Below are 19,827 nucleotides of genomic sequence, written 5' to 3' on the forward strand. Positions count from 1 at the left end.
CGCAAAAGTACGGTGCTACTCTTTAAAATCATTTGCGTCCAGTTCGTGGCGCGAGAGCAGCTTGTAAAACTCCGTACGGTTACGCCCCGCCATTCTCGCGGCGTGGGTCACATTCCCTTTGGTGATTTGCAGCAGCTTGCGCAGGTAGTTGAGTTCAAACTGATTACGCGCTTCGACAAAGGTTGGCAGCGCGGTGTTTTCACCTTCCAGCGCCTGTTCGACCAGCGCATCGCTGATTACAGGCGACGACGTCAGCGCCACGCACTGTTCAATCACGTTCACCAGTTGGCGCACGTTGCCTGGCCAGTTGGCTGCCATCAGGCGCTTCATGGCATCGGTAGAAAACGCGCGCACGAACGGCTTGTGTCGATCGGCGGACTGGCGCAGCAAGTGGTTTGCCAGCAGCGGAATGTCTTCCGTACGCTCGGCAAGCGTAGGAATTTTCAGGTTGACCACGTTAAGGCGATAGAAGAGATCTTCACGAAACTCACCGCGCGCCATCGCTTTTGGCAGGTCGCGGTGAGTCGCGGAGATAATCCGTACGTTAATGTCGAGGTCGCGGTTGCTGCCCAGCGGGCGGACTTTGCGCTCCTGTAACACACGCAGCAGTTTGACCTGCAGCGGCGCGGGCATATCGCCAATTTCATCGAGGAACAGCGTGCCGCCTTCCGCCGCCTGAAACAGCCCTTCCCGATTGCTTACCGCGCCGGTAAACGCCCCGCGCGCGTGGCCGAAGAGTTCGGATTCCAGCAACTGTTCCGGCAGCGCGCCACAGTTTATCGCCACAAATGGCTTGCTGTTGCGCGGGCTGGCGTTGTGAATCGCCTGCGCCAGAATCTCTTTCCCGGTGCCGCTCTGGCCATTAATCAGCACGCTAACGTCAGACTGCGCCACCATCTGCGCCTGCTCCAGCAGCCGCAACATAATTGGGCTACGGGTCACAATCGATTCCCGCCAGCGCTCATCTACCGCCGGAGCGGTCCGCGCCAGCGCTTCATCGATAGCTTTATACAGCGCGTCTTTGTCGACCGGTTTGGTCAGGAAACTAAAGACGCCCTGTTGTGTCGCGGCGACCGCGTCAGGAATCGAGCCGTGGGCGGTGAGGATAATTACCGGCATACCCGGCTGCACTTTCTGAATTTCGCTGAACAGCTGCAAACCGTCCATTTCATCCATTCGCAGATCGCTGATCACAAGGTCGATACGCTCTTTTGCCAGCACGCGCAGCCCCTGCTGCCCGCTTTCTGCGGTATCCACCTGATAACCTTCGCTGGTCAAACGCATACCCAGCAGCTTCAGCAGCCCTGGGTCATCATCCACCAGCAGCAGACGAGCCGTTTTCCGTGGTGTCATTGCTTATCCTCTGTGTCAGCGGGTGTATCCGTGCCGTGTGTACTGTCCGGGTTAAAGCCGGACGAGGGTTTACGGCTGGAGAGCTGGCGTTCAATGTCGGTCAGGTTTTGCAGCTTACGGGTCGTCAGATCAAGTTCGCCCTTCAGCGCCTGCTGCTGCTGACGCAGTTCATCCAGCGCGGCATCGCTCGTTTCCTGAAGCTTGCTGTAACGCGTGCGCTGGTCAGACAGCTTCAGTTGCAGCATCTGATTATCTCGCCACACCTGGTACAGTGGACGGATGCGCGTTGGAATTTGTGCGCTTTTGGCATCAAGGCGTGAAACGATCAGTTGACGTTCGGATGGCGTGATTTTCGCATTAGCCAGCAGCACACCACGCTTGAAAGCATCTGACCAGCTTTCATCGCCTAATTGGTTAGCCTGCGCCCGCGCCTGCGTGGGAGTGAGACGTTCGGCGCAATCCATGCCGCGCAGCCAGTACAGCGGATTGTTCTCCGCCACGGTTCCGTCAAGCGTCCAGAGTTCGTCACAGGTGGTTGAAAGGTAATCCGCCACCTGTTCGTGGGGAACTTTCTCTTCGCTGACGCCAATATGTGGCGTCAGGCCAGAGCTACAGCCAACGAGCGCCAGACAGGATAAGCCCGACAGCCAGAAGCGGCGGGCGCCCTGTACGACGCGCGTACTTAAAAAGTGGGACATATGCACCCGATATGTAGTCATGTGTTTGTTTTATCCGGCCCGGGGACAGGGAGTTCAATGCGAAAACAGATATCGCCCGCGCTATCGTCAATAAGATGAAGCTCGCCGTGCATCTTGCGCACGCAATCGCGGGCAATACTCAACCCCAGACCACTGCCCTTCACGGCCCCTTTTCGCTGGCGACTGCCCTGGAAAAAGGGCTCAAAAATCATTGCTTTTTCGGCATCCGGGATCGGCGTCCCTGTATTGGCCACATCAATAGCGATTCGCTCGCTGGAGACGTGGCTACGAATATAAATGTTACCGGATTCAGTACCATAGTGCACCGCATTGGAGTAGAGATTATCCAGCGCACTCATCAATAACGTCGATTCGGCCAGGCATGCCGGGGCTTCCAGAGAAACCCGGGTATGCATCATTTTAGCTCGCGCCGGCAAACTGTGCGCAGAAACAACGGCTTCCACCATTGGGGCCAGCTCGACGCGGCTCATGGGCACCGCGCCATCGCTCAGTTTGCGGTTGTAATCCAGCAGTTGTTCAATCAGCTTTTGCAAATTGCGGCTGCTATCATCAAGGATATCCACCACTTCTTTTTGCTCCGGCGTGAGTGGGCCGACAACCTGGTCCGCCAGCAATTCAGTCCCTTCACGCATGCTGGCGAGCGGCGTTTTGAGTTCGTGGGAGAGATGGCGCAGAAACTGGTGGCGCTGCGATTCCAGCCAGGAGAGCCGCTCGCTCAACCAGACGATACGTTGGCCGACGGATCGCAGTTCGCGCGGGCCACGGAACGTGACGCCCTCTTTGAGGGTTTCCCCCTCGCCCAGGCGATTAATCATACTCTCAATGCCTTTGACCGGGCCGATAATCATGCGGGTAAACAGCAACACCATCGCCAGGCTCACCAGGAACAGCACCAGCGCCTGCCAGCCAAAGAACTGGCCGCGCTCGGCGATTTCCTGCTGCAACTGCTGGCCGCGCGAGAAGACTACCGTACGCGTCGCCTGAACCATTTCGGTATTGGCATTGGCAAAGGCTTCCAGCCTGGCCGCCGCCAGCTTTTCCGGGCCACTATTGAGACACTGTAGCTTGGCCAGATCGTTAAGATCCTGCCTGAGCGCCTGATACAGTTTTTCATCGGGCAGCACGCCCGCATGCGCGTCGAGCATATCGCTGTAGCGCTTACGCTGGCTCTGGTAAACACGCGCCAGCGTCGGGTCATCGAGCACGCAGTACTGGCGATAACTACGCTCCATTTCCAGCGCAATGTTGGTCATTGCTTCGCTGCGGCGCGCGTCAATCAGGGTGGTTCGGTTAGTTTTTTCCGCCTGTGCGCTAAGCGCATTCAGGCTCTGCCATGCCTGCCAGGCCAGCACCAACAACGGCAAGAGGATCAACAGAAACGCCAGCATAACCAGCTGTCGCAGCGAACGGGGAGAAAGAGAGACGCGTTTCACAAGGAATTCCCAAAAAATCAGCCTGTAGGGATGCTAACTGAGGAAGTGACGCGGGGAAAGGCAGAAATAACAAAGCCGGGTCGAAACCCGGCTTTGTTCTGGAATAAGGCGGTGCCTAACTCAACGTTTCGCCCGATGGTTGATATGCAAAGATATCAGAAGCTGGACGGCAGGCACCTTGTTGTGCGTCATTCGAAGTTTATGTAGCACGTCCCGAAGGGGCTGACATAAGAGGGTGAATGAGCCACTGAGTATATTAATGCAGGATGTGTGCCAACATGGAAAATAAAATGTTAACTTAATGATAATTAAAGATAATATTGATTTTATCAATCTTTGAGAAAATGATTACTTTTTGTTCTTTGCGTCGCTGATTAGCAACACTTTATGCATCGTTAAATAAAATAGATTTTAATCAATGAGTTAGATGTCGCCATTTAGAGACACCTATAATAAGGATTGTCTGTCATTCACGACACTTGCAAACGCCGGATGGCGGCTGCGCCTTATCCGGCCTACACGTCGATGCGAATGATTGCAGTCATCCAACAAAAAGGGCCGCTTTCGCGGCCCTGTCTCTTAACCTAACTGCTTACGCGCATTGCGGAAGATGCGCATCCACGGCCCGTCCTCGCCCCAGTTTTCCGGGTGCCAGGAGTTTGCCACGGTACGGAAGACGCGTTCCGGGTGCGGCATCATAATGGTGACGCGACCACTTTCGTTGGTCACTGCGGTGATCCCGTTCGGAGAACCGTTCGGGTTCGCCGGATAGGTTTCCGTCACCTTGCCGAAGTTATCAACGTAGCGCAGCGCCACCAGCCCCTTGCTCTCAAGCGCGGCCAGATGCGCCGCATCGCGAACTTCCACGCGCCCTTCACCGTGGGAAACGGCAATCGGCATCTGCGAACCGACCATGCCCTGCAGCAGCAGCGATGGGCTTTGCGTCACTTCGACCAGGCTGAAACGCGCTTCAAAACGGTCAGAGTTGTTACGCACAAAGCGCGGCCACAGGTCGCTGCCCGGGATCAGTTCGCGCAGATTAGACATCATCTGGCAACCGTTGCACACGCCCAGCGCCAGCGTTTGCGGACGATGGAAGAAGGTTTCGAACTCATCGCGCACGCGATTGTTGAACAGGATGGACTTCGCCCAGCCCTCACCCGCGCCCAGCACGTCCCCGTAAGAGAAACCGCCACAGGCGACCAGCGCATCAAAACGCGCCAGCCCGGTGCGACCGGCCAGCAGGTCGCTCATGTGTACGTCGATAGCATCGAAGCCCGCACGCTGGAACGCCGCCGCCATTTCAACATGCGAGTTGACGCCCTGCTCACGCAGTACCGCTACCTGAGGACGCGCGCCTTTCGCAATGTACGGCGCGGCGATATCGTCGTTGATATCAAAGGTCAGCTTCACGTTCAGGCCAGGATCGTTATCGTTGGCTTTCGCGTGATGCTCCTGATCGGCGCTTTCCGGGTTATCGCGCAGACGCTGCATCTGCCAGGTAGTTTCTGCCCACCACATACGCAACGTGGTGCGGCTTTCGCTAAAGACCGGCTGGCCGTTAGCGGTCAGCACGAAGCGGTCACCCGCTACGGCATTGCCCAGATAGTTCACGCAATCACCGAGGCCGTGTTTCGCCAGCAGCGCTTCAACCGCCTCACGGTCAGCCGCGCGAACCTGAATCACCGCCCCCAGCTCTTCGTTGAACAGTGCAGCCAGACGGTCATCGCCCAGCGCGGCGATATCCGCCTCAACGCCGCAATGACCGGCAAAGGCCATTTCCGCCAGCGTCACCAGCAGACCGCCATCAGAACGGTCGTGATAAGCCAGCAGTTTACGTTCTGCCACCAGCGCCTGAATGGCGTCATAGAAGCCTTTCAACTGCGCGACGTCACGCACATCGGCAGGTTTGTCGCCCAGTTGACGGTAAACCTGCGCCAGCGCGGTGGCGCCCAGCGCGTTATGGCCTTTCCCAAGGTCAATCAGCAGCAGGGCGTTATCTTCCGTAGAAAGCTGCGGCGTAATGGTATGACGCACATCTTCCACGCGAGCAAACGCGGAAATCACCAGCGACAACGGCGAGGTCATTTCACGCTGTTCGTTGCCTTCCTGCCAGCGGGTTTTCATCGACATGGAGTCTTTACCGACCGGAATCGTCAGGCCCAGCGCCGGGCAAAGTTCTTCACCAACCGCTTTCACCGCTTCGTACAGACCAGCGTCTTCGCCAGGATGACCGGCAGCAGACATCCAGTTCGCCGACAGTTTGATGTGTTTGATATTGCCAATTTGCGTTGCCGCAATGTTGGTCAGCGCTTCACCGACTGCCAGACGGGCAGACGCCGCGAAGTCGAGCAACGCAACCGGAGAACGTTCACCAATCGCCATCGCTTCACCGTAGTAGCTGTCGAGGCTGGCGGTAGTCACCGCACAGTTAGCCACCGGGATCTGCCACGGGCCAACCATCTGATCGCGAGCCACCATGCCGGTGACGGTACGGTCGCCGATGGTGACGAGGAAAGTTTTTTCCGCCACGGACGGCAGGTGCAGAATGCGGTTAACCGCATCGGCAATCGTAATGCCTTCGCGAACCAGCGCGTCGCCCTTCGCTTTCAGGGTGGTGACGTCGCGGGTCATCTTCGGCGTTTTGCCCAGCAACACGTCCAGCGGCAGGTCGATAGGCTGATTGTCGAAGTGTTTGTCATTCAGGCTGAGGTGCAGTTCTTCAGTCGCTTCGCCAATGACCGCATACGGCGCGCGTTCACGCTTGCAAAGTTCATCGAACAGCGGCATCTGCTCAGGCGCAACTGCCAGCACGTAACGTTCCTGCGATTCGTTACACCAGATTTCCAGCGGGCTCATACCCGGCTCGTCGCTCAGGATGTCACGCAGTTCGAATTTACCACCGCGCCCACCGTCGCTCACCAGCTCTGGCATCGCGTTAGAAAGGCCGCCCGCGCCGACGTCGTGGATAAACAGGATCGGGTTCGCGTCGCCAAGCTGCCAGCAGCGGTCGATCACTTCCTGGCAACGACGTTCCATTTCCGGGTTATCGCGCTGGACGGAGGCGAAATCGAGATCCGCGTCAGACTGGCCGGATGCCATGGAAGAGGCTGCGCCGCCGCCAAGGCCGATATTCATCGCCGGGCCACCGAGGACGACCAGCTTCGCGCCCACGGTGATCTCGCCTTTCTGCACGTGATCGGCGCGGATGTTGCCGATCCCGCCTGCCAGCATGATCGGTTTGTGATAACCGCGCAGCTCTTCACCGTTGTGGCTGTTTACTTTCTCTTCATAGGTACGGAAGTAGCCGTTCAGGGCCGGGCGACCAAATTCGTTGTTAAACGCCGCGCCGCCCAGTGGGCCATCGGTCATGATATCCAGCGCGGTGACAATGCGCTCCGGCTTGCCGAAATCTTCTTCCCACGGCTGTTCAAAGCCCGGAATACGCAGGTTAGAAACGGAAAAACCGACCAGACCCGCCTTCGGTTTTGCGCCGCGCCCGGTGGCGCCTTCATCACGAATTTCACCGCCGGAACCGGTTGCCGCGCCCGGCCACGGAGAAATCGCCGTTGGGTGGTTGTGGGTTTCGACTTTCATCAGGATGTGCGCAGGCTCCTGGTGGAAATCATAGCGACCTGTTTCGTGGTCGGCAAAATAGCGCCCCACTTCAGACCCTTCCATGACGGCTGCGTTATCTTTATAAGCAGACAGCACGTGATCCGGCGTGGTTTCAAAGGTGTTTTTGATCATCCTGAACAGCGATTTCGGCTGCTGCTCACCGTCGATAATCCAGTCGGCGTTGAAAATTTTGTGTCGGCAGTGCTCAGAGTTAGCCTGCGCAAACATATAGAGTTCGATATCGTTCGGGTTACGCCCAAGCTTAGTGAAGGCATCCTGCAGATAGTCGATTTCATCATCCGCCAGCGCCAGCCCCAGACGCAGGTTAGCGTCAATGAGCGCCTGACGCCCCTCGCCCAACAGATCCACGCTGGATACCGGTGCAGGTTGATGATGAGCAAATAGTTTTTCCGCATCCTGCAGCGAGTCAAATACGCTTTCCATCATGCGATCGTGCAGCGTCGCCGCCACTTCACGCCACTGCTCCGCCGTAAGCGTAGAGGCTTCCACATACCAGGCCACACCGCGTTCCAGGCGCAGAACCTGAGTCAGGCCGCAGTTGTGGGCGATGTCGGTTGCTTTTGAAGACCAGGGGGAGATGGTGCCAGGGCGGGGAGTCACGAGCAGTAATTTACCGGATGGCGTATGGCTGCTGAGACTCGGGCCATACTTTAACAGACGTTCAAGTCTGGCGCGCTCTTCGTCGTGAAGCGGAGCATCCAGATCGGCAAAATGGACATACTCAGCGTAAATATTGCTTACCGGGAGGTTGGCTGCCTGAAAACGCGTCAGCAGTTTGTTAATACGAAATGCAGACAGTGCAGGCGAACCACGCAGAATTTCCATCATAAGTCTCTCGTCTTCTAAGCTTTCAGTGTGCGCAAGGGGGGAAAACGGGCGCTATTATAGATAATCCTGCGCCCTGACGAAACCGTTTGCGTAGAAATAAAATCACTTCCTGCTTTTACCAATAGATGTGACGTATCTCTCGAATTAGTTGCCAACTGGCGCAATCTTAAGCAAAATGCCGCTCATTCTGTTCCAAACCATAGTCTTCTTATGGTCACTGCACACAGTGATTTTGTTAGCGCAGAGAATTAACTATTTGAAAAAATTAAAGATTAATTATCTGCTGATCGGCATCGTCGCACTGCTGTTAGCAGCAGCCCTTTGGCCCTCCATTACATGGATCAACCAACCGGCCAATCGCATTGCCGCCATTCAGGCGCGGGGGGAACTTCGCGTCAGTACCATCGTGTCACCTTTAACCTACTCTCGCGTTGATAATAAAGAGTACGGGCTCGACTACGCCCTTGCTGAACAGTTTGCCGATTACCTTGGCGTAAAACTGAAGGTGACCGTGCGGCAGAACATCAGCGAACTGTTTGACGATCTCGACAACGGCAAAGCAGACCTGCTGGCCGCGGGCCTGGTTTATAACAGCGAGCGCGTCAAAAACTACCACGCAGGCCCGGCCTACTATTCCGTTTCTCAGCAGGTGGTGTATCGCGTCGGCAGCTATCGCCCGCGCTCATTGGGAGAACTGAACGCCGAGAATCTTTCCATTGCGCCAGGACATGCGGTGATCAACGACCTTCAGTCACTGAAAGAGACGAAGTATCCCGATATCAGCTGGCAAGTGGATGAAAAGCGCAGCAGCGAAGCCTTAATGGAAGAAGTGCTGGCGGGCCGCCTGAGTTACACCATCGCAGACTCGGTGGCGATCAGTCTGTTCCAGCGCGTGCATCCTGAACTGGCCGTGGCGCTTGATATCACCGACGAGCAGCCGGTAACCTGGTTTAGCGTTAACGACGAAGACGACACGCTTTCCGCCGCGATGCTCGACTATTTCAACAGCATAAATGAAGACGGCACCCTCGCCCGCCTGGAAGAGAAATATCTGGGGCACGGTGGCGATTTCGATTATGTCGATACGCGCTCCTTCCTGCGCGCCGTCGATAGCGTGTTGCCTGACCTTCAGCCGCTGTTTGAGAAACACGCAAAAGAGATAGACTGGCGACTGCTGGCGGCTATCTCGTATCAGGAGTCGCACTGGGACGCGCTGGCAACCTCCCCCACCGGCGTGCGCGGCCTGATGATGCTCACCAAGAATACGGCCCAAAGTCTGGGTCTGACGGATCGTACCGATGCGGAACAAAGCATTGGCGGCGGCATGCGATATCTGCTGGATATGATGGAGAAAGTGCCGGATACGGTGCCACAGGATGAGAAAATCTGGTTTGCCCTCGCCGCTTATAATATGGGTTACGCGCATATGCTTGATGCCCGTGCATTAACGGTGAAGCAGAAAGGCAACCCGGACAGCTGGACGGATGTAAAACAGCGTCTGCCGCTGCTGAGCCAGAAACCTTATTACAGCAAGCTCACTTACGGATATGCGCGTGGACATGAGGCCTACGCCTATGTCGAAAACATCCGTAAGTATCAAATTAGCCTGGTGGGGTATCTGGCGGAGAAAGAGAAGAAAGTGGCCCAGGAGATGGCGATTGCCGCCGATTATCCGGCGGTAACGATGGACGAACTGAACCGCAACAATGCTGACTTCTTACCGTTTATTTCCCTGTCGCCACGCGATTATCTGCACAGCGTGCAGGGATCGACGTCAAGCGAACTGGTCGACGCCGCACATACTCATCATTGATTTTCAGCTTTCTGCGCTTTGCGCAGTGCCTTGATTTGTTCGCGGCGTTCGCGGAAAAAATCACTCAGCATACCGGCGCATTGTTCGCGCAATACACCTTCGGTGACCTCGACACGGTGATTCATTCCCGGATGATGCAGGACATCCATTAACGACCCGGCAGCGCCAGTTTTGGCGTCGCGCGCGCCAAACACGACGTGTCCAATGCGGCTATGCACCATTGCGCCTGCACACATCACACACGGTTCCAGCGTAACGTACAGCGTGGCGTTAATCAGGCGGTAGTTTTGCAGCACCATGCCGCCCTGACGCAGCGCCATAATTTCGGCGTGAGCCGTCGGATCGTGACGACCAATCGGGCGATTCCAGCCTTCGCCAATCACCTGATTATCGAGCACCAGCACCGCGCCAACCGGCACTTCTCCTTCATCCCAGGCGCGCTGCGCAAGCGTAAGCGCATGGCGCATCCAGTATTCATGGTTGAATTCATTGTCGGACAAAGTGGGCACTCCAGATGATAAATCGGGGCGCATTATACATAGAGAGAATAAGATTACCCACTATTCCAGCCGCTGAAGTTCACCGCGCGGCGTTACCCGCCAGCGATGCTGGCAAAAATAGAGCAGCGGGTTATCCTGTTTGCTGTCGCTGTAACCGCTAAACAGACGCAGCGGCGTACCGATTTTGCGTTCCAGTTGCACCACTTTTTCATGCCCCAGGCAGCGCAGCGACAGCACCCAGCCGCCATGAGCCCGCGTTATCTGACTGGCGATGAGATTCACGCGCGGCAGCCAGGGCGTATCAAAATAGACTTTCTCCACCAGCGACTGCGGCGAGCCGGTAATCAGCCATACATCCGCATCGGTGCTGATGAGGTATTCGGTCAGGCGCTTGTGCACCACCGGGAAAGTCACCACATTTGCGCGAAACCACGTGGCAAAATCCGCTTCCAGCGCGCGCAGTTTGGCTTCGCTGTGTCCAAAGGTACAACCCCACAGCAGCAAACTCATTGGCCAGCGCGCAGCGCGCCCTTTTACCAGCAGCGCGATACCAATAATCGGCAGCAGAGGCAGCACCAGCAACGCATTAAGCGGCAGTCTCCGCAGCAGATAGCGCAGAAACGTGCCGAACATATCCTGCTGATGCAGCGTGCCATCCAGGTCGAAAAAAATAACTCGACGGGGGTCGTTTGCCAAACCAGACTCCTTTAAGCGATGAATTTCCGTTAACTCATTACAAGCGTAACAGATAGCGCGGGTGATTTCTGGAAACATCACCTCAACGGCGAGATGCAAAAAGTGTTCAATATTTTGCGCCAGGTGGAATATTTAATTCAGGTTATTCCGTTATAATCGAATAATAATTCTTTCAGGCGAGCAGAATTGTTGTCGGGAGAGGTAGCGTAATTTTGCCCTTGAGGAGCGTATGAATTGTTTAATCCGTATTCGCCAGCGATATCCGCATCTGGCGCAAAGTGATAAAAAACTGGCCGATTTTATCCTGGCGCAGCCTGACCTGGCGCGTCATCTCAGCTCACAGCAGCTGGCGAGCCAGTCGGGTGTCAGCCAGTCCAGCGTGGTGAAGTTCGCGCAAAAGCTGGGCTTTAAAGGTTTTCCGGCCCTGAAACTGGCGCTAAGCGAAGCGCTGGCCAGCAATCCGAATCCGCACTCTATTCCGGTACACAACCAGATTCGCGGTGACGATCCGCTGCGTCTGGTGGGTGAAAAGCTCATCAAAGACAACGTTGCCGCGATGCATGCCTCACTCGACGTTAACGACGAAGAGAAACTGCTGGAGGCGGTGAATATGCTGCGCGGCGCACGGCGCATCGTGCTGACCGGGATTGGTGCCTCGGGCCTGGTGGCGCGCAACTTTAGCTGGAAACTGATGAAGATTGGCCTTAACGCCGTCGCGGAGCTGGATATGCACGCCCTGCTCGCCAGCGTTCAGGCGCTAAGCGAAGGCGACCTGCTGTTAGCTATCTCCTACTCCGGCGAGCGCCGCGAGATAAACCTGGCGGCGGATGAAACCCTGCGCGCGGGTGGCAAAATTCTCGCCATCACCGGATTTTCACCCAATGCGCTCCAGCAGCGCGCCACGCACTGCCTTTATACCATTGCGGAAGAACAGGCCACGCGCAGCGCAGCGATTTCCTCAACCAGCGCACAGATGATGCTGGCGGATGTGCTGTTTATGGGGCTGGTGCAGCAGGATCTGGAAAACGCGCCGGATCGCATTCGTCATAGTGAAGCGCTGGTGAAGAAGCTGGTGTAGCGGATTACCCCGGAAAAAGTATGGTCTGCGCAGAAAATGCGCGTATAATGCGCGGCCCGAATAGGTTGTTTCTGAGAGTTTCCTGATGGCGTTGTTAATCACCAAAAAATGCATCAACTGCGATATGTGCGAACCGGAGTGTCCGAACGAAGCCATTTCGATGGGTGATAGCATCTATGAGATCAATAGCGATCGCTGCACCGAGTGCATCGGCCATTACGAGACGCCAACCTGTCAGAAAGTGTGCCCGATCCCGAATACGATTCTAAAAGATCCGGCACACGTTGAGAGCGAAGAACAGCTGTGGGATAAATTCGTGACGATGCATCACGCCGACAAAATCTAGCTTTCCAGAATGACCGTCGCGCAGGCGTAGCGACGTTCATCCGCCAGGGTGACGTGCATGTGCGCCACGCCCAGTTTTTCCGCCAGCTTCTGCGCTTCGCCCCACAGACGCAGTTTCGGTTTACCCATTTCGTCGTTGTACACTTCAAACTGGTTAAACGCCAGGCCATTACGGATGCCGGTGCCGAAGGCTTTTGCCGCTGCTTCCTTCACCGCGAAACGCTTGGCCAGAAAACGCACCGGCTGCTGATGCGTTTCCCAGATAGCCCACTCATTGTCAGTGAGTACGCGTCGGGCGAGGCGATCGCCGCTGCGGGCTATCACCTCTTCGATACGCGTAATTTCGACAATGTCTGTTCCGAGCCCAAGAATCGCCATTATTTGCGCGCTTCCAGCATCAGGCGTTTCATTTCGGCAACGGCATCTTTCAGACCGGTCATCACCGCGCGGCCAATAATGGCGTGGCCGATATTCAGTTCGTGCATTTCTGGCAGCGCCGCGATAGCTTTCACGTTGTGATAAGTCAGGCCATGCCCGGCATTGACTTTCAGCCCCAGGCTTGCGGCATAAGTTGCGGCGTGAGCGATACGCTCCAGTTCTTTAGCCTGCTCTGCGTCGGTTTGAGCATCGGCATAGCAACCCGTGTGAATTTCGATATAAGGCGCGCCCACTTCTGCCGCGGCTTTAATCTGCTCGTTATCAGCATCGATAAACAGGGATACCAGAATACCTGCGTCGGCGAGGCGTTTGCAGGCATCGCGCATTTTGTCACGCTGACCAGCAACGTCGAGACCGCCTTCGGTGGTCACTTCCTGACGCTTTTCCGGCACCAGGCAGCAGAAATGTGGTTTGGTGTCGACGGCAATGTTCAGCATCTCTTCGGTAACCGCCATCTCCAGATTCATGCGCGTGTCGAGCGTCTGACGCAGAATACGCACGTCGCGGTCGGTGATGTGACGACGGTCTTCACGCAGATGAACGGTGATGCCGTCCGCGCCCGCCTGTTCGGCGATGAATGCCGCCTGAACCGGGTCCGGATACGCTGTGCCGCGCGCGTTACGCAGGGTGGCAATGTGGTCAATATTGACGCCTAACAGTAATTCAGCCATGACAATCCTCGGTTTTAAATCGATGCTCGTTTTTTCACTCTCATCGTGAAAGTGAACGTTTATTTTTTCGGCAAAAACTGCCTGAATAATTCCCGGCTTTTTAGCGGTTTGCCACCAAGATACGGCTTCAGCGCCATACGGGTAAAGCGTTTTGCGGCACGCAGCGAATCCACATCCGGAAACTCGCGGCTGGCCAGCGCTTTAAGGTGATGGCCGGTAAAGGTGTAGTTATCAATCACCACGCTGGCAATAAAGCCTTTTTCTTCACGATAGCGATAGGTCATCGTGTCATCCACTTCCTCGCCGCTTCCCGCGCAGTGCAGGAAATCGACGCCGTATCCCAGATGCCCCAGCAGCGCCAGCTCAAAACGACGTAGCGCGGGTTCGGGCGAACCGGAGGTGCCCGCCAACGCCTGAATGCAGTGCAGGTAATCGAAGAAGAGTTCAGAGAAACGAGTTTCGTGCTCCAGCACGCGGGAAATGAGTTCGTTAACGTAAAGGCCGCTGTAAAGCGTAATGCCGCTCAGGGGGAGCGCCAGCGACACGGCTTCCGCGCTGCGCAGGGTTTTGACTTCACCGCGCCCGCCAAAGCGAACTAACAGGGGGGTAAAAGGCTGAAGTGCGCCTTTCAGATTGGAACGTTTGGAACGTGCGCCTTTGGCAACAAGGCGCACGCGACCCGACTCTTCCGTGAAGACGTCCAGCATCAGGCTGGTTTCGCTCCAGGGGCGACTATGCAGGACGAATGCGCGCTGCCAGCCTTCCACCGAGTGTGCTCTTAGAGATCGTCGCCGTAACCAAGACTACGCAGCGCGCGCTCGTCATCAGCCCAGCCGGATTTCACTTTCACCCACAGTTCCAGGTGAACCGGGGCTTCGAACATTTCCTGCATGTCTTTACGGGCTTCGATACCGATGGTTTTGATTTTGGAACCTTTGTTACCAATCACCATCTTCTTCTGCCCGTCACGCTCAACGAGGATCAGGCCGTTGATGTCGTAACCGCCGCGCTCGTTAGTCACGAACCGTTCGATTTCCACGGTAACAGAATACGGCAGTTCTTCGCCCAGGAAACGCATCAGCTTTTCACGGATGATTTCAGACGCCATAAAACGCTGAGAACGGTCGGTGATGTAATCTTCCGGGAAGTGATGAATCGCTTCCGGCAGATGTTTACGTACGATCCCGGCGATGGTGTCGACGTTCAGCCCGGTTTCCGCAGACATCGGTACGATGTCGAGGAAGTTCATCTGGCTGCCGAGGAACTGCAGGTGCGGCAGAAGATCTGCTTTTTCCTGCACGTTATCGACTTTGTTTACGGCCAGAATCACCGGCGCTTTGCCTTCGCGCAGTTTGTTAAGCACCATTTCGTCGTCCGGCGTCCAGCGGGTGCCTTCGACAACAAAAATAACCAGCTCAACGTCACCGATGGAGCTGCTCGCCGCTTTGTTCATCAGGCGGTTGATGGCGCGTTTTTCTTCCATATGCAGGCCCGGGGTATCAACATAGATTGCCTGATACGCGCCTTCCGTATGAATACCGACGATGCGGTGACGGGTGGTCTGCGCTTTGCGCGAGGTAATGGAAATTTTCTGCCCAAGCAGATTGTTCAGCAGGGTAGATTTGCCTACGTTCGGGCGACCGACGATGGCGATAAATCCGCAGTAAGTTTTGTCTTCGTTCATTCCAGCTCCAGTTTTTTCAACGCCTGTTCGGCGGCAGCCTGCTCCGCCTTGCGACGGCTGGAACCTGTGCCAACCACCGGTTCACTCAGGCCGCTAACCTGGCAGTGGATAGTAAATTCCTGATCGTGTGCTTCCCCACGCACCTGCACTACCAGATAAGATGGCAGCGGCAGATGGCGGCCTTGCAGATACTCCTGCAAGCGTGTTTTTGGATCTTTCTGTTTATCGCCTGGGCTGATTTCGTCCAGACGCGTTTGATACCAGGAGAGGATTAACTTCTCGACATTCTGAATATCGCTGTCGAGGAACACCCCGCCAATCAACGCTTCAACCGTATCCGCGAGGATAGATTCGCGACGGAAGCCGCCACTTTTCAGCTCGCCCGGCCCTAAACGCAAGCATTCGCCCAGTTCAAATTCACGGGCAATTTCTGCCAGTGTATTTCCACGAACCAGCGTCGCACGCATACGGCTCATATCGCCTTCATCCACACGCGGGAAACGGTGATAAAGGGCGTTAGCGATCACGTAGCTTAAAATGGAATCGCCCAGAAATTCTAAGCGCTCGTTATGTTTGCTGCTGGCACTGCGATGGGTTAATGCCTGTTGCAACAACTCCTGATGAACAAAAGTGTAGCCCAGCTTCCGTTGAAGCCGATTAATTACGATGGGGTTCATGCGATACCAATAAATGAATGCGTCAAAAATTCAGCACACGAAACAGATCTGAAAGCACCAATACGGTTTCGTGTGCCGTGTCTATTAAGAAAGACATGTGTAACTTCGGGGGGATATTCTATACGCAACGACAAGGGATGTCGTTAGTTTGGAGAGATTTAACTGCTAAATAATTTATGCGGAGGCACTAATGCCCCCGCATAGGTCTGACAAGGATTAGTGGATACCACCAATACGGCTTAAACGTACGCCGGTCGGCCATTCACCTTCCTGTTTTTCGAAGCTCATCCAGATGGCCGTCGCCTTCCCGACCAGGTTCGCTTCCGGCACGAAGCCCCAGTAACGGCTGTCGGCGCTGTTGTCGCGGTTATCACCCATCATGAAGTAATGACCCGGCGGCACAATCCACGTAGCCGGCTGTAAACCAGACTGGCGATAGTACATGCCGACCTGATCCTGTGCGATTGGCACGGTCAGAATACGGTGATTTACCTCGCCCAGCGTCTCCTGACGTTCGGTCAGGCGAATGCCATTTTCTTTGGTTTCGCCTTTCGGCAATTCAAAGAAACCGCTGGTCGCTTCACCGCCGTTACGACGGGCAAAGGTCTGCACGAAATCGCTCGGTTCAACGTTCGAGTAGGTGACCGGCAGCGCGTTACCGCAAGCCTGACCTGAACTGCAGTTTGGTTGAATAGTGACTTCTTTGCTGATCGGATCGTAGCTCACTTTATCACCCGGCAGACCTACCGCGCGTTTGATGTAATCAAGGCGCGGATCTTCCGGATATTTAAAGACCACGATGTCGCCACGTTTCGGGTGACCTGTTTCGATAATCGTTTTCTGGTAAATAGGATCTTTGATGCCATAGGCGAATTTTTCCACGAGGATAAAATCACCAATTAACAGCGTCGGCATCATTGAACCGGATGGGATCTGGAACGGCTCATAAATAAAAGAACGCACGATGAGCACAATCGCCAGCACCGGAAATACGGACGCGCCAGTTTCCAGCCAGCCCGGTTTCGGGCCCACTTTTTTCAGCGTTTTTTTGTCCAGCGCATCTCCGGTTGCGACCTGCGCCGCAGCCTGACGTTCCCGACGTTTGGGCGCGAAGATAAATTTATCAACGCACCACAAAAGGCCCGTAACCAGTGTGGCAATCACCAGAATCAGGGCAAACATATTCGCCATGCCAACTCCTTAAGAATTATTTACCGTCTTTACCGACGTGCAGAATGGCGAGGAACGCTTCCTGCGGCAGTTCAACGTTACCGACCTGCTTCATGCGTTTTTTACCGTCTTTCTGTTTTTGCAGCAGTTTTTTCTTACGGCTGACGTCACCGCCGTAGCATTTCGCCAGCACGTTTTTACGCAACTGTTTCACCGTAGAACGCGCGATAATGTGGTTGCCAATGGCCGCCTGAATCGCGATATCAAACTGCTGACGCGGGATCAGCTCTTTCATCTTCTCAACCAGCTCACGACCACGGTACGGCGCATTGTCGTTGTGGGTGATCAGCGCCAGCGCATCGACGCGATCGCTGTTGATAAGAACATCAACACGCACCATGTTAGACGCCTGGAAGCGTTTGAAGTTGTAATCCAGCGACGCATAGCCGCGAGATGTTGACTTCAGCCGGTCGAAGAAGTCGAGCACCACTTCCGCCATCGGGATTTCGTAGGTCAGCGCAACCTGTTTACCGTGGTAAACCATGTTGGTCTGCACACCGCGTTTTTCGATACACAGGGTGATAACGTTGCCCAGAAACTCTTGCGGCAGCAGCATATGACACTCGGCAATCGGCTCACGCAGCTCCGCGATGTTATTCAGCGGCGGCAGCTTGGACGGGCTGTCGACGTAGATGACCTCTTTGTTAGTGGTCTCGACTTCGTAGACTACGGTCGGCGCGGTGGTGATGAGATCCAGATCGTATTCACGTTCCAGACGTTCCTGAATGATCTCCATGTGCAGCAGACCGAGGAAGCCACAGCGGAAGCCGAAGCCCAGCGCGGTAGAGCTTTCCGGCTCGTAGAACAGGGAGGCGTCGTTCAGGCTCAGTTTGCCCAGCGCATCGCGGAAGTTTTCGTAATCGTCAGAGCTTACCGGGAACAGGCCCGCATAAACCTGCGGTTTGACTTTTTTAAAGCCTGGCAGCGCTTTGTCAGCCGGGTTACGCGCCTGGGTCAGCGTATCGCCAACCGGAGCGCCCAGAATGTCTTTAATGGCGCACACCAGCCAACCCACCTCGCCGCATTTCAGCTCGGTACGGTCAACCTGTTTCGGGGTGAAGATGCCCAGACGGTCGGCGTTATAGACCTGGCCGGTGCTCATCACTTTGATTTTATCGCCTTTACGCATGGTGCCGTTTTTAATACGCACCAGCGAGACCACGCCCAGGTAGTTATCGAACCAGGAGTCGATGATCAGCGCCTGCAACGGTCCTTCCGGATCGCCTTCCGGCGGCGGAATATCGCGCACCAGACGTTCCAGAACTTCGGTTACGCCCACGCCGGTTTTCGCTGAGCAACGTACAGCGTCCGCCGCGTCGATACCGACGATATCTTCAATTTCTTCCGCCACGCGCTCAGGATCGGCTGCCGGGAGGTCGATTTTGTTCAGAACCGGAACCACTTCCAGGTCCATTTCCATGGCGGTGTAGCAGTTCGCCAGGGTTTGCGCCTCTACGCCCTGCCCGGCGTCAACCACCAGCAGTGCGCCTTCACAGGCCGCCAGAGAACGGGAAACTTCGTAGGAGAAGTCGACGTGACCAGGGGTGTCGATAAAGTTCAGTTGATAGGTTTCGCCATCAGCTGATTTAAAGTCCAGGGTGACGCTCTGCGCTTTAATGGTAATGCCGCGTTCGCGTTCCAGATCCATCGAGTCGAGAACCTGGGCTTCCATTTCACGATCAGAAAGGCCACCGCAAATCTGGATGATACGGTCAGACAGCGTCGACTTACCGTGGTCGATATGTGCAATGATCGAAAAGTTACGTATATTCTTCATATTAAAGGATTTTTTAACCCTATTGCGTCTCGTTATTTATTTAATGGACACATCGGTGGACACATTGGAAAACCTACCTGTCCGTGCATTGGCGTGCATATTACACTGTAGTGCTTCAGTCGTCAGCAAGCGATCCAACGTTTAACAAAAGGTAGACCTATGAAGACACCCCTTCATTTGTAAAGTTCATCGGGTTCCCCACTGGAAACTTTTTATAAAGTGTACAAACAGCAACGTCATAGATAATCGCTACCTGTTTACGGTCAACACCATTTTCAATCAAACGTCCGGCTTGGGCCCATTGTTCTGGGGTTAACTTTGGACGCCGCCCACCAATACGCCCTTTCGCTCTCGCAGCAGCTAAGCCTGCCCGGGTACGCTCGACAATTAATTCACGTTCCATTTCAGCCAGCGCAGACATTATGTGGAAGATAAACCTCCCCATCGGGCTAGAAGTATCAATGCTGTCTGTTAGGCTCTTAAAGTGAATCCCGCGCTTGCGTAGCTCGTCTACCAGCAGTACCAGGTTCCGCATGCTCCGCCCCAGGCGGTCAAGTTTCCACACCACCAGGGTATCACCCTCACTGAGGGTTCGGAGTAGCTTTTTCAGTGCAGGTCGGTTAGCGACCGTTCCGCTCATTTTTTCTTCAAATATCTGCTCACATCCTGCTCGTTCTAAAGCATTTCTTTGAAGGTCTGTGTTTTGGTCATTTGTTGACACCCTGACATAGCCAATTTGCATGTTTTTTCACCGCTTTTTTTCTTCCAAAAATCTTGCGACGGTATCGATCATGCTCCAAATCGGCAACCTATAAAACGTCGGTTTAGGAAGTAGTGCTACAAGAGATGTCTTAAGCGCTTCCGGCTATATCCTATCGGTGGGGGATTTTGGGCTAGGTTCCACGCTGCCAACAGCACCTTATTCAGACACGATTACAAATATGTT

General features: G+C 55.0%; 17 protein-coding genes. 3 read left to right on the forward strand and 14 right to left on the reverse strand.

The annotated features are described in order from the left end of the window. Positions 1–15: 15 nt before the first annotated feature. The 4 genes from glrR to purL all read right to left on the reverse strand — a co-directional run bounded on the left by glrR (position 16) and on the right by purL (position 7,972). The gene (gene glrR, locus ACWWFX_RS20880; protein ID WP_149464817.1) at positions 16–1,353 is read right to left on the reverse strand and encodes a two-component system response regulator GlrR; all 1,338 of its coding nucleotides are present in this window, start codon (positions 1,351–1,353) and stop codon (positions 16–18) included. Further along, a complete protein-coding gene (qseG, locus tag ACWWFX_RS20885) occupies positions 1,350–2,072 on the reverse strand; it encodes a two-component system QseEF-associated lipoprotein QseG (RefSeq protein WP_473224691.1) in 723 nt (240 codons plus the stop codon). The genes glrR and qseG overlap by 4 nt, the downstream gene beginning before the upstream one ends. Further along, the gene (gene qseE, locus ACWWFX_RS20890; RefSeq protein ID WP_473224698.1) at positions 2,069–3,460 is read right to left on the reverse strand and encodes a two component system sensor histidine kinase QseE/GlrK; all 1,392 of its coding nucleotides are present in this window, start codon (positions 3,458–3,460) and stop codon (positions 2,069–2,071) included. Before qseE ends, qseG begins: the two co-directional genes overlap by 4 nt. A 624-nt stretch (positions 3,461–4,084) precedes the next feature. Then, positions 4,085–7,972 (reverse strand): phosphoribosylformylglycinamidine synthase, encoded by a 3,888-nt coding sequence (gene purL / locus ACWWFX_RS20895; protein ID WP_473224692.1) that lies wholly within the window; start codon positions 7,970–7,972, stop codon positions 4,085–4,087. A 256-nt stretch (positions 7,973–8,228) separates the two neighbouring features. Here purL and mltF point away from each other — a divergent pair, with 256 nt between their 5' ends. Further along, positions 8,229–9,785, forward strand: coding sequence for a membrane-bound lytic murein transglycosylase MltF (gene mltF, locus ACWWFX_RS20900; protein WP_473224693.1), 1,557 nt, complete (start codon positions 8,229–8,231; stop codon positions 9,783–9,785). Here the strand turns inward: mltF and tadA are convergent. Both tadA and yfhb read right to left on the reverse strand, forming a co-directional pair. Then, entirely contained in the window at positions 9,779–10,318 is a 540-nt protein-coding gene (tadA, locus tag ACWWFX_RS20905) for a tRNA adenosine(34) deaminase TadA (RefSeq protein ID WP_071843480.1), read from the reverse strand. The genes mltF and tadA overlap by 7 nt on opposite strands. A gap of 27 nt (positions 10,319–10,345) precedes the next feature. Further along, on the reverse strand, positions 10,346–10,981 hold the full coding sequence (gene yfhb, locus ACWWFX_RS20910) for a phosphatidylglycerophosphatase C (RefSeq protein WP_456146211.1): 636 nt from the start codon (positions 10,979–10,981) through the stop codon (positions 10,346–10,348). A gap of 229 nt (positions 10,982–11,210) precedes the next feature. Between yfhb and ACWWFX_RS20915 the strand changes: the two genes are divergently transcribed. Both ACWWFX_RS20915 and ACWWFX_RS20920 read left to right on the forward strand, forming a co-directional pair. After that, entirely contained in the window at positions 11,211–12,059 is an 849-nt protein-coding gene (locus tag ACWWFX_RS20915) for a MurR/RpiR family transcriptional regulator (RefSeq protein ID WP_015963399.1), read from the forward strand. An 85-nt stretch (positions 12,060–12,144) separates the two neighbouring features. After that, entirely contained in the window at positions 12,145–12,405 is a 261-nt protein-coding gene (locus tag ACWWFX_RS20920) for a YfhL family 4Fe-4S dicluster ferredoxin (protein ID WP_327621903.1), read from the forward strand. Here the strand turns inward: ACWWFX_RS20920 and acpS are convergent. The 8 genes from acpS to ACWWFX_RS20960 all read right to left on the reverse strand — a co-directional run bounded on the left by acpS (position 12,402) and on the right by ACWWFX_RS20960 (position 19,623). Then, positions 12,402–12,782: a holo-ACP synthase gene (acpS, locus tag ACWWFX_RS20925; protein ID WP_015963397.1), complete on the reverse strand. Its 381-nt coding sequence runs from the start codon at positions 12,780–12,782 to the stop codon at positions 12,402–12,404. The genes ACWWFX_RS20920 and acpS overlap by 4 nt on opposite strands. After that, entirely contained in the window at positions 12,782–13,513 is a 732-nt protein-coding gene (gene pdxJ, locus ACWWFX_RS20930) for a pyridoxine 5'-phosphate synthase (RefSeq protein ID WP_276223672.1), read from the reverse strand. Before pdxJ ends, acpS begins: the two co-directional genes overlap by 1 nt. Before the next feature lie 59 nt (positions 13,514–13,572). Continuing rightward, positions 13,573–14,280, reverse strand: coding sequence for a DNA repair protein RecO (recO, locus tag ACWWFX_RS20935; protein ID WP_456146216.1), 708 nt, complete (start codon positions 14,278–14,280; stop codon positions 13,573–13,575). A gap of 11 nt (positions 14,281–14,291) precedes the next feature. Further along, entirely contained in the window at positions 14,292–15,197 is a 906-nt protein-coding gene (era, locus tag ACWWFX_RS20940) for a GTPase Era (RefSeq protein ID WP_276223675.1), read from the reverse strand. Next, positions 15,194–15,874, reverse strand: coding sequence for a ribonuclease III (rnc, locus tag ACWWFX_RS20945; RefSeq protein WP_015963393.1), 681 nt, complete (start codon positions 15,872–15,874; stop codon positions 15,194–15,196). The genes era and rnc overlap by 4 nt, the downstream gene beginning before the upstream one ends. A gap of 216 nt (positions 15,875–16,090) precedes the next feature. Then, positions 16,091–17,065, reverse strand: a complete 975-nt coding sequence (lepB, locus tag ACWWFX_RS20950; RefSeq protein ID WP_456146218.1) for a signal peptidase I — start codon at positions 17,063–17,065, stop codon at positions 16,091–16,093. Positions 17,066–17,081: 16 nt separating this feature from the next. Next, entirely contained in the window at positions 17,082–18,881 is a 1,800-nt protein-coding gene (gene lepA / locus ACWWFX_RS20955; protein ID WP_276223680.1) for a translation elongation factor 4, read from the reverse strand. Between the two features lie 157 nt (positions 18,882–19,038). After that, positions 19,039–19,623, reverse strand: a complete 585-nt coding sequence (locus ACWWFX_RS20960) for a recombinase family protein (protein ID WP_473224694.1) — start codon at positions 19,621–19,623, stop codon at positions 19,039–19,041. Positions 19,624–19,827 lie beyond the last annotated feature (204 nt).

It is taken from the genome of Pseudocitrobacter sp. 2023LY-00077 (assembly GCF_055796175.1).